The 12,997-nt window shown below is 67.9% G+C and carries 14 protein-coding genes and 1 pseudogene; 7 read left to right on the top strand and 8 right to left on the bottom strand.

The window, feature by feature from the left end; translation table 11 throughout:
- The first annotated feature begins 291 nt into the window (after nucleotides 1–291).
- Nucleotides 292–1,005 (top strand): VOC family protein, encoded by a 714-nt coding sequence (locus tag BLW82_RS00670; protein WP_093496962.1) that lies wholly within the window; start codon nucleotides 292–294, stop codon nucleotides 1,003–1,005.
- 701 nt (nucleotides 1,006–1,706) lie between these two features.
- On the opposite strand, the gene BLW82_RS00665 is transcribed toward BLW82_RS00670, so the two are convergent.
- Nucleotides 1,707–2,456, bottom strand: a complete 750-nt coding sequence (locus BLW82_RS00665; protein WP_093507764.1) for an SDR family oxidoreductase — start codon at nucleotides 2,454–2,456, stop codon at nucleotides 1,707–1,709.
- 156 nt (nucleotides 2,457–2,612) lie between these two features.
- Nucleotides 2,613–3,518, bottom strand: a complete 906-nt coding sequence (locus BLW82_RS00660; RefSeq protein ID WP_093496961.1) for an AraC family transcriptional regulator — start codon at nucleotides 3,516–3,518, stop codon at nucleotides 2,613–2,615.
- Between the two features lie 148 nt (nucleotides 3,519–3,666).
- Between BLW82_RS00660 and BLW82_RS00655 the strand changes: the two genes are divergently transcribed.
- From BLW82_RS00655 to BLW82_RS00640, 4 genes are all read left to right on the top strand, one after another.
- Nucleotides 3,667–3,984 carry a putative quinol monooxygenase gene (locus BLW82_RS00655; RefSeq protein WP_093496960.1) on the top strand — a complete coding sequence of 106 codons (318 nt, stop codon included), beginning with the start codon at nucleotides 3,667–3,669 and terminating at the stop codon, nucleotides 3,982–3,984.
- A 104-nt stretch (nucleotides 3,985–4,088) separates the two neighbouring features.
- Entirely contained in the window at nucleotides 4,089–5,057 is a 969-nt protein-coding gene (locus BLW82_RS00650; protein WP_093496959.1) for an alpha/beta hydrolase, read from the top strand.
- A gap of 405 nt (nucleotides 5,058–5,462) precedes the next feature.
- On the top strand, nucleotides 5,463–5,666 hold the full coding sequence (locus BLW82_RS44960; RefSeq protein ID WP_256215566.1) for a hypothetical protein: 204 nt from the start codon (nucleotides 5,463–5,465) through the stop codon (nucleotides 5,664–5,666).
- Between the two features lie 58 nt (nucleotides 5,667–5,724).
- Entirely contained in the window at nucleotides 5,725–6,090 is a 366-nt protein-coding gene (locus BLW82_RS00640; RefSeq protein ID WP_093496958.1) for an SMI1/KNR4 family protein, read from the top strand.
- Nucleotides 6,091–6,106: 16 nt separating this feature from the next.
- Here BLW82_RS00640 and BLW82_RS00635 read toward each other — a convergent pair whose 3' ends face one another.
- From BLW82_RS00635 to BLW82_RS00620, 4 genes are all read right to left on the bottom strand, one after another.
- Nucleotides 6,107–6,472, bottom strand: a complete 366-nt coding sequence (locus tag BLW82_RS00635; protein WP_256216167.1) for a transposase — start codon at nucleotides 6,470–6,472, stop codon at nucleotides 6,107–6,109.
- A 51-nt stretch (nucleotides 6,473–6,523) separates the two neighbouring features.
- Nucleotides 6,524–7,237 (bottom strand): CE1759 family FMN reductase, encoded by a 714-nt coding sequence (locus BLW82_RS00630; RefSeq protein WP_093496956.1) that lies wholly within the window; start codon nucleotides 7,235–7,237, stop codon nucleotides 6,524–6,526.
- A 3-nt stretch (nucleotides 7,238–7,240) separates the two neighbouring features.
- Complete coding sequence (locus BLW82_RS00625) at nucleotides 7,241–8,428, bottom strand: CE1758 family FMN-dependent luciferase-like monooxygenase (protein WP_093496955.1); 1,188 nt, start codon at nucleotides 8,426–8,428, stop codon at nucleotides 7,241–7,243.
- A gap of 647 nt (nucleotides 8,429–9,075) precedes the next feature.
- Nucleotides 9,076–9,636, bottom strand: a complete 561-nt coding sequence (locus BLW82_RS00620; RefSeq protein WP_093496954.1) for an NADPH-dependent FMN reductase — start codon at nucleotides 9,634–9,636, stop codon at nucleotides 9,076–9,078.
- 166 nt (nucleotides 9,637–9,802) lie between these two features.
- On the opposite strand from BLW82_RS00620, the pseudogene BLW82_RS00615 reads away from it, so the two are divergent.
- Nucleotides 9,803–10,382, top strand: a pseudogene (locus BLW82_RS00615) (IS5 family transposase); the annotation flags it as partial.
- Between the two features lie 331 nt (nucleotides 10,383–10,713).
- Here the strand turns inward: BLW82_RS00615 and BLW82_RS00610 are convergent.
- A complete protein-coding gene (locus BLW82_RS00610) occupies nucleotides 10,714–11,322 on the bottom strand; it encodes a hypothetical protein (RefSeq protein WP_143063622.1) in 609 nt (202 codons plus the stop codon).
- Between the two features lie 284 nt (nucleotides 11,323–11,606).
- On the opposite strand from BLW82_RS00610, the gene BLW82_RS00605 reads away from it, so the two are divergent.
- Complete coding sequence (locus BLW82_RS00605) at nucleotides 11,607–11,864, top strand: hypothetical protein (protein WP_093496952.1); 258 nt, start codon at nucleotides 11,607–11,609, stop codon at nucleotides 11,862–11,864.
- A gap of 253 nt (nucleotides 11,865–12,117) precedes the next feature.
- On the opposite strand, the gene BLW82_RS00600 is transcribed toward BLW82_RS00605, so the two are convergent.
- Nucleotides 12,118–12,321: a cold-shock protein gene (locus tag BLW82_RS00600; protein ID WP_093496951.1), complete on the bottom strand. Its 204-nt coding sequence runs from the start codon at nucleotides 12,319–12,321 to the stop codon at nucleotides 12,118–12,120.
- Between the last annotated feature and the right edge of the window lie 676 nt (nucleotides 12,322–12,997).

Genomic DNA, 12,997 nt, shown 5'->3' with positions numbered 1-12,997 from the left:
CGCGGCACGATTTGCTTCGCCTGCATCGGAGCCGACGCGTCCGCCACCACCTGTTCCTCGACCCGCGCCCGGGCCGCGGTCTCCCGCGACTCCACCTCCTCGATCAACGACACCATCGACACCGCCTCCTCCACCGTCACGGTAGGAGGACAGCGATCCGACAACAGCCCAGAGCAATAAACCGGCAGCTCAGCACGTCCGCCGGGGAGAGCTGTGCCTATCCTCGTTCGAGGCGCTGACACGGCGCCCCGCCGACAGCTGGCACTCAACGGACAGAGGAAACGTGGCGCAATGACCAGCCGACTCATCGCACTCTCCTTCGACGCGCACCAGCCCGAGCGTTTAGCGCATTTCTGGTCCGGGGTCCTGAACTTGGAGAGAGCCGACGACTCCTGCGACGGCGTCGCCCTGCTGTCCGGGAATGACGCCGGATACCGCCTCGGCTTCCGTCCCACCCAAACGCAGAAGGCCGCCCAGAACCGGCTGCACTTCGACCTGACCAGTTCCTCACTGGAGGACCAGCAGGAGACCGTGGCCAGGGCTCTCGACCTCGGCGCGCAGCACGCCGACGTCGGCCAGGGACCGGACGCGTCCCATGTGGTGCTCGCAGACCCTGAGGGCAACGAGTTCTGTGTCATCGAGCCGGGCAACAATTTCCTCGCCGGCTGTGGCTTCATCGGAGCGCTCGCCTGCGATGGCTCGCAGGCCGTGGGCTACTTCTGGAGCGAGGCTCTGGGCTGGCCGCTGGTCTGGGACCAGGACGAGGAGACCGCCATCCAGTCACCGAACGGCGGTACGAAGATCACGTGGGGTGGACCGCCGTTGATGCCGGACCCCGGCAAGGACCTGCACTTCGACCTCGCACCGGACGGCGATCAGCAGGCGGAGGTCGAGCGCCTGCTCTCCCTCGGAGCGAAGCGTCTCGACCCCGCCCACGGCGAGGACGGCGCGGTGCTGCTGGCCGACCCCGACGGCAACGTGTTCCGCGTGCTCGCCCACCGGTGAAGCCGGAACCCACGAGCAGCGGTCGGCGGTTGCTGCGGCGGCCAACGCGATAGAGATCCGGACAGATTCCCCATCACCAAACCGGCAGCTCAACGTGTCCCGCCACGAGAGCCACACCCAACGTCGTTCAGCGCCTCCATGTACGCGCCGTGGCCACTGGCGCTGGATCAGGCGGTGGCCGACTCGGCGGCGGTGCCCTCGCCCACTCGTTGCAGGTGACGAGGAGTTGGAAGGGAGCGCCATGGGTGGCGACGGTGGTGACGTCGCGGCGAAAGCGGGCGAGGTGGCGGGGGGCCACCGGCTCGTCGGCGTCGTGAACCTCGTTCTTACCGGGACTCTTGCAGAAAGCCCCGGCGTTCACGCCGGGGATGAATGCATCTCAAGACCGCTCTGACGTGCACGTTAGAGCGGACGTTTTTGCTGCTCGTGTACTGGCGGACGATCGCCAACGGTGCTCCGCCGCACGATGCGGAGAAGTATGGGGGCGCCTACAGGTGCCCATGCATGATGGCGCGGTTCAGCGGGCCCAGCCGTGGACGGCGTCCCTGCGGTGACCGTGGCCGAGGGCGAACCGGTCCGGCTTCTCGTCGTTGGTCAGGTTCCCGTTCATCGGGGTGAGCGCCCGACAGCGAGCCGACCCGGTGCGTGGGCGCGGGGCCGGCTCCTGGTATCAGTGCGGCATGACCGTGCCTGCTGGCTGATCACTTCGCCTGGGAGAGTGAGACCGCGTCGAGCCCGGCGGGGAATCGCAGCTGGCCGGTCGTGTCGTGCACGGCTCGCCACACTGTCTCGGCGACGTCGCGCTCCTTGGTGAACAGGTCCTGGCCCGTGAAGTCGCCCATGGCCTTCTTCGCCCATGGTGCGTAGGGCGCCGGCACCAGCTCGTCCAGCGAGGCGCCCTTCGTCGCGTTGGCCGCGAAGTTCGTCGTCAGACAGGCGCCCGGCTGGACCGTCTTCGCCCGTACACCGAAGGGCGCGAGCTCGAGCGCGAGGGATGCGGTGAACCCCTCGATGGCCATCTTGCTCGCCTTGTAGACGGCCGAGAGCGGCATATGGCCCAGCACCACGCTGGATGTCACGTTGACCACCACGCCGGAGCCGCGCTCGCGGAACTGGGGCAGCACCGCCTGCGTCGTCGCCATCACGCCGAACGTGTTGGTCTCGAAGACCTCCCGCACTCGGGCCATGGGGGTGCCCTCGAACACGCTGATCGATGGGACGCCCGCGTTGTTGACCAGGACGTCGACGGGCCCGGCTGTCTCGAACGCGGCGGTGATGCTCTCGGGCCTGGTCACGTCGAGCTCGATGACGCGGAGCCGGTCCGCCTCAGGAAGGACGCCTGGACGCGGCGTCCGCATCGTGGCGATGACGTTCCACCCCTGCGAGTGGAAGTAGAGGGCGGTCTCCCGCCCGTACCCGGACGAGGTGCCAGTGATCAGAACCGTCTTCACGTTGTGCCCCTTTGCGATGTGGGATCCGTCCGGGTGGACAGGCATTTTCCTGCTCCACGGGAGAACCGGTGATCCCATTGAATCGTTCTGACCTGCGGAGATGATAGAACTATCCTCGCTACTCCTTGCACGATCCTCCACTGAAGCCCACCCGGCTCAGGGCAGGAGACCCGCCGGTGCACGCACGGCCTGACGCAGGCGGGCGGCGTCCTGGCTGGGGGGCGCGCCGAACTGGCGGCGGTACTCCCGGCTGAACTGCGACGGGTTGTCGTAGCCGACGCGGTGGCCGACTCCGGTGACGTCTCCGGGGTGGGTGGCGAGCAGCAGCCGGGCCTCCTGGAGCCGGATCTGCTTCTGGAACTGGATGGGGCTCATCGCGGTCACCGCTTGGAAGTTGCGGTAGAAGGCGGAGACGCCCATGCCGGACTGCCGCGCCACGTCCTCGACCCGGAAGGGCTGCGCGTAGTGCTCGCGGATCCAGCGCACGGCCCGCGAGATGTGGCTGAGGCTGCTGTCGGCCAGGCCGAGCTGGCGAACCGTCGCACCCTGTTCGCCGGTGATCAGACGCCACAGGATCTCGCGCTTGACCAGCGGGGCCAGTACGGCCCGGTCGCGGGGCTCGTCGAGGAGGCGCAACAGCCGGACCACCGCGTCCAGCAGCGCGGCCGGTGCGTCACTGACGGCGATCCCCGACGGCGCGCCCCCGCTGCTCCGGGGGGCGTCTCCGGGCCCGGCCTCGAGTAGCAGCTCGGCAACGGCGGACGGTTCCAGGACGAGACCGAACCCCAGCGCCGGCTGCTCGGGGTCGGCCTGGGTGAACTGCCCTGTGACGGGCAGATCGACGGATGCGACCAGGTACTGCCCGGGCCCGTACTCGAACACCTTCTCACCCAGGGCGAGGCGTTTGGCGCCCTGCGCGATGACCGCCAGGAGCGTGCCGGACATCGAAGGCGCCGGCGGATCAGGGCGGTCGACCTTCGAGATGAGGACGCCGTCGATGGTGGTGGTCCAGTCGGGCCGCGCATGGCGGGCCAGCAGGGTGCGGAGTTCTTCGAGGTACATGCGTCCATTGCAGCACCATTCCGCGCCGTTTTTCTCAAGGTTGCGAGGATCGTGCAAGTGCGAACGAGTATCGGTCTAACGTTTACCCAGGTCAACGCGCTTGAATGGAATCACCGCACTCCATCACCGAAGAGGAGAGAAGGAATCCATGATTGCCAACTACGGCTTCAGCGCCACCCTGACTGCCAGGCCCGGTATGGGCGACCAGCTCGTCGACCTGCTGCTGACCGGACTGAACGAGGGCAGCCCCGGCGCGAGCGAATACTGCCTCGTCTACCTCGTCTCCCGCTCCGCGTCCGACCCCGACGTCGTCCACGTCGCCGAAGGCTGGACCAGCGCGGAGGACCACCACCGCGTCTTCGCCGGCAAGACCGCTCAGGCCATCGTGGCGCAGATCGACCCGCTGCTCGCCAAGGACTCCGAGTACACCGACTACGTTCCGGTCCGCGGCAAATCCGCCCTGTGACTCGCCGAACACCCCACACCCCTGTCTCTACCGCCTCGGTGCCCACCGGGGCGGCCCCCGTCCTGGCCCGACCGTCCCGCCACCACCCACGAGAGGCTACGACCATGACCACAGCACGCCCCTCCCTCGACCCCGAACTGCAGGAACTCCTGGCCGACATGCCGCTGATGTCCCAGCTCAGCGCGGAAGTGTTGGCGCAGGTACGCCCCTTCTCCTCGATGCCCGTCGAACCCCTCCTCGAAGGTCGCGCCATCGCCCGGCGCGAGGTCACCGTTGCGAGTCCGGACGGCACCCCGATCCCCTTGTCCGTCTTCAGCCCCGCGAACAGCGATCGCACCGCTGCCGCACCCTGCGTCTACTGGATGCACGGCGGTGGGATGGTCATGGGCGACCGCTTCTCACAGATCGACATCCCGCTGGAGTGGCTCGACGAGTTCGGCGCCGTCGTGGTCTCCGTCGACTACCGGCTCGCGCCCGAGTCCACCGGCACCATCCCGGTCGACGACTGCTACCAGGGACTGCTCTGGATCGCCGACCACGCAGCCGAACTCGGCATCGACCCCGCCCGGATCATCGTCGCAGGCGCGAGCGCGGGCGGCGGCCTCGCCGCCGGCGTCACCCTGCTGGCCCGCGACCTCGGCACCCCGACGATCGCCGCCCAAGTCCTGATCGGCCCCATGCTCGACCACCGCAACACCTCCGCCTCCAGCCTCCAGTACTCGAACGGGCCCGGCGTCTGGACCCGCGAGATGAACGGATTCGGATGGCGCTGCCTCCTCGGCGACCTCACCGACGACGAGGTACCCGCATACGTCTCACCCGCCCTGGCCGACGACCTCGCGGGCCTGCCGACCACCTACATCGACACCGGCTCCGCCGAAGTCTTCCGCGACGAGGACACCGACTACGCCACCCGCATCTGGGCGGCCGGCGGCCAGGCCGAACTCCACGTCTGGGCAGGCGGCTTCCACGGATTCGACGCCCTGTACCCGCAGGCACACATCTCGGCCACAGCCCGCAGAACCCGCACCGACTGGCTCGCCCGGCTCCTGCCCACGAACCCCGCCGCTTAGGTGAAGTCGACGGGTCTCGGTCGTACGCTTCAACCTTGGCCAAGAAACCGTTGTCTTTCCGAGAGTCGCGGGCGCGTTCCCGCTGGTGAGGCATAGGGCCGGGGCTTCGGCGGTAGAGGCGGGTGTCGTGTCGTCTCTGCGGTGGAGGTGTTGGGATGTCGTCCGTGATGGGGCTGTCGGAGGAGCACGAGCGTGCGGCTCGGCAGCGGGTGGAAGCTCTTCAGGCCGAGCTTCGGGAGGCGGAGGCCGCGTGGGAGCGAGTCTCGCGGAGGCGATGAGGTGCCGCCGGTCGTGGCGGCAGGCGAGCGGCCGCCGCGGACCGCCGCGGCTGTGCCTGGTTCAGTGGTGCCGGTGTGGAGGGACGGACTCGATGCCGGTGTGCTGGCGCAGGACTACCGCCGACTCGTGGATGTCTTTGCCGGCGGGAGCGAGCGGGGCGGGGAGGCGATGGGCTGTCGGCAACTCGTCGCGCCCCGCGGCCTGGAGGCGGTTCTGGTAAAGGTCGAGGGGGTGCGGTCGAAGGCGAAGCGCCTGGTTGCGCGGGGCTGGCTGGCCGAGGCACGTCCGGGGATGTTCAGCGCGGTCGCCAGGCGAGTCAGCGCCCCGTAGGCTGCTGGGGCGGGTGTACCGGGCAGGACGTCCGAAACCTGGTGGAAGAGGCCCAGCGGTGGCAACGCTTTCAGAGATCGGCTCCCTGTTGGGCGAACCCCGATTTAACTGGTCGGATGCGGAGCCATGGGTCGAAGTAGAGCGGGAGTTCGGTGTCGAATTCCCTGCGGACTTCCGTGAGATCGTGAACGCCTACGGTTCGATCCAGATAAACGGTCAGTTGTACCTGGAGCACCCCGCCGGCCATCTTCTGCACAGCTTGAGAGAGACCATCAGGGGGGTTCAGGAGCTTGACAGTCCGGCCTGGACTCTCCATGAGATGACATTCAGCGACTGGTTGCTGGCTTATCTCAGGGGCGAGGACGTGACGGTGTGTTCTCGCGACTTCGCGCCTGACCGTCCGTTCTACGAACCCCTGTCCTGAATTGAACGCGGTGGAATCAGCCCGGTCGCCGGGCGAGTCGGCGGCTCATGACCATGGTCATCGACCATTGGATCACCGCCTCCGAGGTGTCGGTGCGCCTTTCGTAGTCGCGGACCAGCCGGCGTGAGTGCATCGGCCACGCGAACGTGCGCTCCACCAGCCACCTCTTCGGCAGCACGGCGAACCCGCTGGTGTCGTCGCTGCGTCTGACCACGGTCAGCGCGACGCTCAGGACGTCGCGGGCGAAGTCGACCAAGCGTCCGGTGTAGCCTCCGTCGGCCCACACCCGCGTGACACGCCAGTTCCGCTCGTGCAGCCGGGCCAGCAGTGTCTGTCCCGCCTCCCGGTCGGTGACCGAGGCGGCGGTCACCATCACATGCAGCAGCAGTCCGAGACAGTCCGTTCACCGGCTCCGCGCCTCCCGTCCGCGGGATCACGTGCCGGAAGTGCGGTCCTTCCGGATCGGGTCGCCGCCGGCGGCGAGTCTCATGAGCGGTGAGTCGAAGTCGATGTCGGCGGCTGTCTGCTCCGCGCGCGTAGCGTTCCCGGCGAAGCGGTGTTGGTAGCCGGCCCATGCCTGGTCGGCGATTCGCTTGGCGACACCGCTGGCCATCAGAGCGGCGAGCTCCGTTGCCGCGCGGCCGATGCGCTCGCCCAGCGCCGGCGCGCTCCAGTCCTCTGGCGCGGCGTAGACCGAGGTGGGAACCGTGAGCGCACGCAGGTACGAGAACGTCGGACGGAGCTGGTCCTCGATGACCAGTGCGTGCCGGGAGCTGCCACCCGTCCCGGACAGCAAGGTCGGCGTGGCCACGATCAGATCGGTGTCGAGGACGTCACAGAACGACTTGAACAGTCCGCTCACGCCGGCGGTGTACACCGGGGTGGCGGCTATCACGCCGTCTGCGGCAGCGAGTTCCTTGATCTTCGGCTGAAGACCGTCACTGGGATGCCCGGAAACGAGCGCCTGCGCGATGTCGAGGGCGATCGGGCCGAGTTCGATGACCTTGGTCGCGACGATCCGGCCCTGATCCTGAAGCGAGTCGACCGTCTTCTGCGCGATCCGGTCGGCGAGCAGCCGGGTCGACGAGGGGGCGCTGATCCCCGCGCTGACCACCACGAGGGACAGCTGGCTGTGCGTGTCGGTCATGGCTCAGTCGACCAGCGGGAGGTGGGCAGCCACGGCGGGGTCACTGTCCTCGTAAGGCGAGGTGCCGGTGACGTTGTCGCCGCGGTTGGGGTTCGGGCGTGGCTGGCGCGGCTGCGCGTCCCCGTACTTCGCCTTGACCCGGCTCGCGTGCGTGGGCGTTTCAGGGACGCCAGGCGCGCGGAGCGCGGCCATCTCCTTGCGGAGCACGGGGACGACCTCGGTGCCAAGGAGCTCGATCTGCTCGAGGGCGGCTTCGACGGGAAGGCCCATACCGTCGACGTTCCACAGCTGGCGCTGGTAGTCGCCGAAGCGCTCCCGAAAGTCCATGGTCTTGTCGATGACCTGCTGCGGACTGCCGACCGAGAGCGGGGTGGTCTTCATGTACTCCTCGAGCGACTGGCCGCGGAACATGGGGAAGCCGTTGAAGTAGGGGCGGAACGCTTTCACGGCGTCCTGCGACTTCTTGGCGATGTGAACCTGTCCGCCCAGCCCGACGATCGCCTGTTCGGGACTCCCGTGCCCGTAGTGGGCGTAGCGCTGCCGGTAGAAGGCGACGAGTCGTTCGAAGTGCCCATAGGGGGCCAGGATGTTGTTGGCGAAGAAGCCGTTGCCGTAGTGGGCCGCCTGCTCAGCGATCTCGGGGGTGCGGATCGAGCCGTGCCACACGAACGGCGGGACGTCGTCGAGCGGTCGTGGGGTCGAGGTGAACCCCTGCAGCGGGGAACGGAAGTTACCCTCCCAGTCGACCACGTCTTCCCGCCAGAGCCGGTGCAGCAGGTTGTAGTTCTCCAGCGCGAGCTCCAGGCCGTAGCGGATGTCCTGGCCGAACCACGGGTAGACCGGGACGGTGTTGCCGCGCCCGATCACCAGGTCGACCCGGCCCTTGGCGAGGTGCTGGAGCATCGCGTACTCCTCAGCGATGCGCACCGGGTCGTTGGTGGTGATGAGGGTGACCGACGTGCTGAGCGTGATCCGCTCGGTCATGGCCGCGATGTGCCCCAGCAGCAGGGTCGGCGAGGAGGGGATGAACGGCGGGTTGTGATGCTCTCCGATGGCGAAGACGTCCAGACCGACCTCGTCCGCCCGCTTGGCCGTGCGCACGACCGAGTCGATGCGCTCCCCCTCGCTGGGAGTGTGGCCGGTGACGGGGTCGCGGGTGACGTCGCCGACTCCGAAGATCCCGAATTCCATGATGATCCGCCTTTCTGGACGGTGTGGTCGGTGGTTCAAGAACCCGCGCCCGCGAACGCACTCCGCATGTGAGGGATCCCAGGCCGAGGGTCTCCCGTGCACCGGGACGACCTCAGTGTCAAAGAGCCGGATGTTCTCCCTGAGGAGCGAGTGCGGCACCGGGTCCGAGGCGCGCTTGAGGTCGGACACTCTCGGGTGGTGGTCGGGAAGCCACGCTCGACACGCGCCTGCTGGCATGATCGCCGTGTCCCGCCCGGGTGGCCGGCTGCACAGCGCGGCGAATGGTCGGAGCGGTGCGGCTTGAACGGCTCCTTGCTCGCCAGGCGGCTGAGCATCGCTTCCGCACCCCGGTTCGAGAGCGCACCGCGCGTCACGGATCGCTGCACATGCGAACCAGGCCGTCGGCCCGGCGCCAGGCTGTGAGCTGCCACAGGCCGGGCCGCCCGGGACCGGGCGGCCCGGCCTACGTGCGGAGTTGGCCCACCGGCCGCCTTTCATTCGTCAGGCGACGGCGCTCCCGACCGTGTGACTCTCAATCGCGCTACGATCACTCCATGTAATGGTGGCGATGTCGCCACGGAGATCTCCGTAGTCCGTGAGCAGGTGCCGCAGGTTCGCCCCCCCCGGATCCGGCTGGGGCGCCGGGGTCAGCTGGCGCGCAGTGGTGCGAGTGCGTTGGTCCAGGAGACGATCTGATCGAGTGTGGCCGTGAGGGTATCGGCCTGAGCGTCGGCGGGCTTGAAGACGGTGAAGTTCTCGAAGTCGGTGAAGAGGGAGAGTGCCACCTGGGAGCGCACGTCGGCCATCTGCAGCTCGCCGGCGATCAGGCGCAGGTGTTCCACCGCTCGGGTGCCGCCGGTGGAGCCGTAGCTGACGAAGCCGACGGACTTGTTGGCCCATTCGGCCGCCAGGAAGTCGATGGCGTTCTTCAGCGCGCCGGGCACCGAGTGGTTGTACTCAGGTGTGACGATCACGAAGCCGTCGAGAGAGGCGATCTTCGCGGCCCACTGGTGAGTGTGCGGCTGGCTGTACTGGCCCATCGCCGGCGGGTAGGGCTCATCCAGCAGCGGCAGCTTGTAGTCCACCAGGTCGACGAGCTCGTACTCGGCGTCGGTTCGGCGCCGGGCGTGCTCGAGTACCCACTGGGCCACGGCCTCGCCGTTACGCCCAGGCCGCGTGCTTCCGAGGATGATGCCAATTTTCGTCATTTGCTGCCCTTTGCATGGAGGAGATGCTTGTCGTGTCAAGTTGATGCATATGCAGGTGCTTGCCGTGTCAAGTAGATGCCGGATCTGATTGACGTGTCAAGTAGATAGAGTGTGAGGCATGTCCCCCGAGAGCAGACCCTGTGTCCCCTGGATGCCGACGAAGACGTGGCAATGCCACCGTCGCGTGATCAACGGGATCTTGTTCCGGCAACGGACCGGTCTGTCCTGGCTGGACCTGCCTTCGTGTTTCGGTAGCTGGAAGACGGTTCGCGACCGTCGTCGACGGTGGTCGGCGGACGGCACGTGGGAGAAAATTCTGCGGGTTGTCCAGACCAACGCCGATGCCGGGGGACGGATCGACCGGAGCACGGTCAGCGTCGATTCCACGACGTGCCGCGCTCATCGGCACGCGGCCGGCGCCTCCACCCCGCACCCCGAAGATCCCGGGACGGCGCAAGAGATCGGCGCGCCACCGCCCCGATGAACCACTGGAACGCTCGCGAGGTGGCCTCACAAGCAAGATCCACCTTGCCGGAGAAGGCGGGCGCCGCCCACTCGGGTTCGTGATCACGCCCGGCCAGCGGGGAGATATACCCCGGCTGATCCCCGTGCTGGAAGAGATCCGCGTACCCCGGCGGGATGGCGGACGGCCACGCACCCGGCCCCACCATGTCGGGGGAGACAAGGCGCACTCGTCCCGCCGCAACCGGCGTCACCTGCGCGGACGACAGGTCAAGCACACGCTGAACATGCACGCGCTACTGCGTGGCCTCGACGAGAAGATGGCGGAAGAGAGCGACTCCAGCTGAGGACCCCGGACTGACGCGGTTCGCCGGCCGGGGACTGGTTGCCGTCCGACGCTAGGGCCTGGATCCCGCTGGGTCCGCGGCGCCCTGGTACTGCCCTGGGGCAGCGATCGGCAACTGACTGTGCGGCCAAGTCCGGTGCTGTGTATCCATTTGAAGCGACGAGCAGGCTGATACGGCGACGGCGCGCACGCGGTGGCGGCGGCCACGGCTCTGGTCAGGGCGATGGCCATCGACGTCTGGTCCGCGTGTGCCTGGTCGGCCTGTGGCCTCAGCCGCTACCGGAGCCGAGCGGGTAGGTGTCCCGGATCAGCCGGGCGATGTCCTCGCGGACCGACAGGAGGTCTCTCAAGGACTGATCCAACTGCTCCAGCATGACCTGGAGTTCGGCCTCCGAGACATGAGGATCGCGCAGGGACTCGACGAACTCGCCCCGGTGTTCGAGCACCCACCTCGATCGCTCGGCAACCGCCGTCTCGTACGCGTGAAGGATCTCCGGGCAGTAGATCATCATCATGCTGCGCAGGGTGCGGCGGGCTTCGGCCCGGCGCTGCGATCCGCGCCATCTCCGCAGCCACGGGACCATCGGCCGGAGAACCCGGTCGGCGTCCCCCGTGATCCGTTCAATGAAGCCGCGATGCAGGCGCATCCGGTGGTCTGGAGCCATTTGAGGAGGGCCGCCCCGATAGAACCATGGGGAGCCCGTCAGGCGAGCGTCGAGGGCATACTCGACAGCTTGGTTGCTCTCCTGGGCCACGCTGCACCATTCGTCCAGCACGGTGAAGAGCTCCATCAGGCCCTCCCGGGTGTTCGGCCACCCCGGGGCGGGCACGGTGGCCCTCCTGATCGCATCGGCGATGCTTGCTCCGGCCTTCGCCACGCTCGCTGCTTCGGCACCCGTGACCACATGTCCCCCTGACCGCCCGCTCCTGCCACCAGGATGCGTCGGCACCTTGGGAGGTGTCCACGGCCGGGGTCTGTGCAGCGCGCCGTGCGACAGCGGCCCACTGCGGCACGAACTGGTGTCGCTGTCAGAGGCGCGCCGTATTGTCGGTCCGTATGACCGCCTTACCGACCCCCTCTCTGGGCGAGCGCTGACTGCTGGAGGTCACGATCCGGTCGGCGCACGCCGACGACACCCGCTGGGGCCAGCAGCGCGCCGCCTTGCGCTCCGTCGCCTCATACGACGGTGACACCCAGATCTGGACAACTTGGATCGGCGCACTGGACCTGCCGAGCATGGCCGCCCTGCAGACGCTCTTCGACGCAGCCCGCAGGTACGGGACGGACGTCCGCCTCGAACACGCACCCGCCCCGGCCTGGTGGACGGGCCCGGTCTTCACGGCCGACGTCGAGGCCACTGCGATCTTGGTGACCAAAGCCGATGATGGCCGTCGGCTTGGCGAGTTGCCCGTCGTCTGAATGCAGCCGGGTTCCAGCGCGATACGCCGCATTCCGGGCCACGCCCGGTGATAGCAATCGGGGACCTGACTGCCGCCCGCCGTCGGCTGCGCTCAGCACAGCCGACGGCGGTAGAACGGGAAGAAGCTCCCAGAGGTCTTAGACATATGACGCACATTGCCCCACCGTCCGGACCGCACAGGCCTGGGGGCGGGGCAATGGCCGACACTTACCTGGCCGGAGGGCGCACCGGCCGGGGGTTCTTCGTGTGTCGTCAGGCGGGAGTGATGTTCTCCGCCTGCGGGCCCTTCTGGCCCTGCGTGATGTCGAAGTTCACCTTCTGGCCTTCCTGGAGCTCACGGAAGCCCTGGGCGGCGATGTTCGAGTAGTGGGCGAAGACGTCGGGGCCGCCGCCGTCCTGCTCGATGAAGCCGAAGCCCTTTTCCGAGTTGAACCACTTCACAGTGCCTGTAGCCATGTGTTGTCTCCTTCGAGGGGACTCGTATCGGGCCCCGCACCGTGCGGGGTCCGGAGGTGATCGCCTGGTCCGGAGAGGCCTTGAACAGCAAAAACGCCCGTGACTGCGATCACGGGCGAACGGGACTTCGGAACCACGACTGCTGATGAAGACGCTACACCGGTTGGTGGGACTCGGCCACTGGGACACGGACTTGCCCTCACAGGCTGCGTTAGTTACCACTCAAATCCCGAGGCCGGCGACGGTGGGAGCACACGCGCCGTCGACCTCGGACCTTGACTCGCCCCTACTGACGTCGGCTCGTCAGGGTGAACTCTGTCGGAGTGCCTGATAGGGCCGGGTCGTGGCTGTATCCGTGGTGTACGAGCTGTGCGGGTGGGGTGGGCTGACTCCTGCGGTGCGTCAGTGCCGGGAGTCCGTACGGATGCAGGCGGCTGAGCTGTTCGAGCAGGAGGTCAAGCCGTCGGAGGTGGCACGGCGTCTGCGGGTGAGCCCGAAGTCGGCTATCAGTGGCGTCAGCTGTGGCGGGAAGGCAGCGTGCAGGCGCTGGCCTCACGTGGCCCGAGCGGATCGCGATGCCGTCTGTCCCCGCGCTGTCTGGGGAAGCCGGCCGCCTATCTCGACGGGGGACTGGCCGCGCATGGCTGGGTGGAGGACCAGATGTGGACCGCGGTGC

It is taken from the genome of Streptomyces sp. Ag109_O5-10, assembly GCF_900105755.1.
Classification (GTDB): domain Bacteria; phylum Actinomycetota; class Actinomycetes; order Streptomycetales; family Streptomycetaceae; genus Streptomyces.
This window is presented reverse-complemented; position numbering and strand designations above follow the sequence as displayed.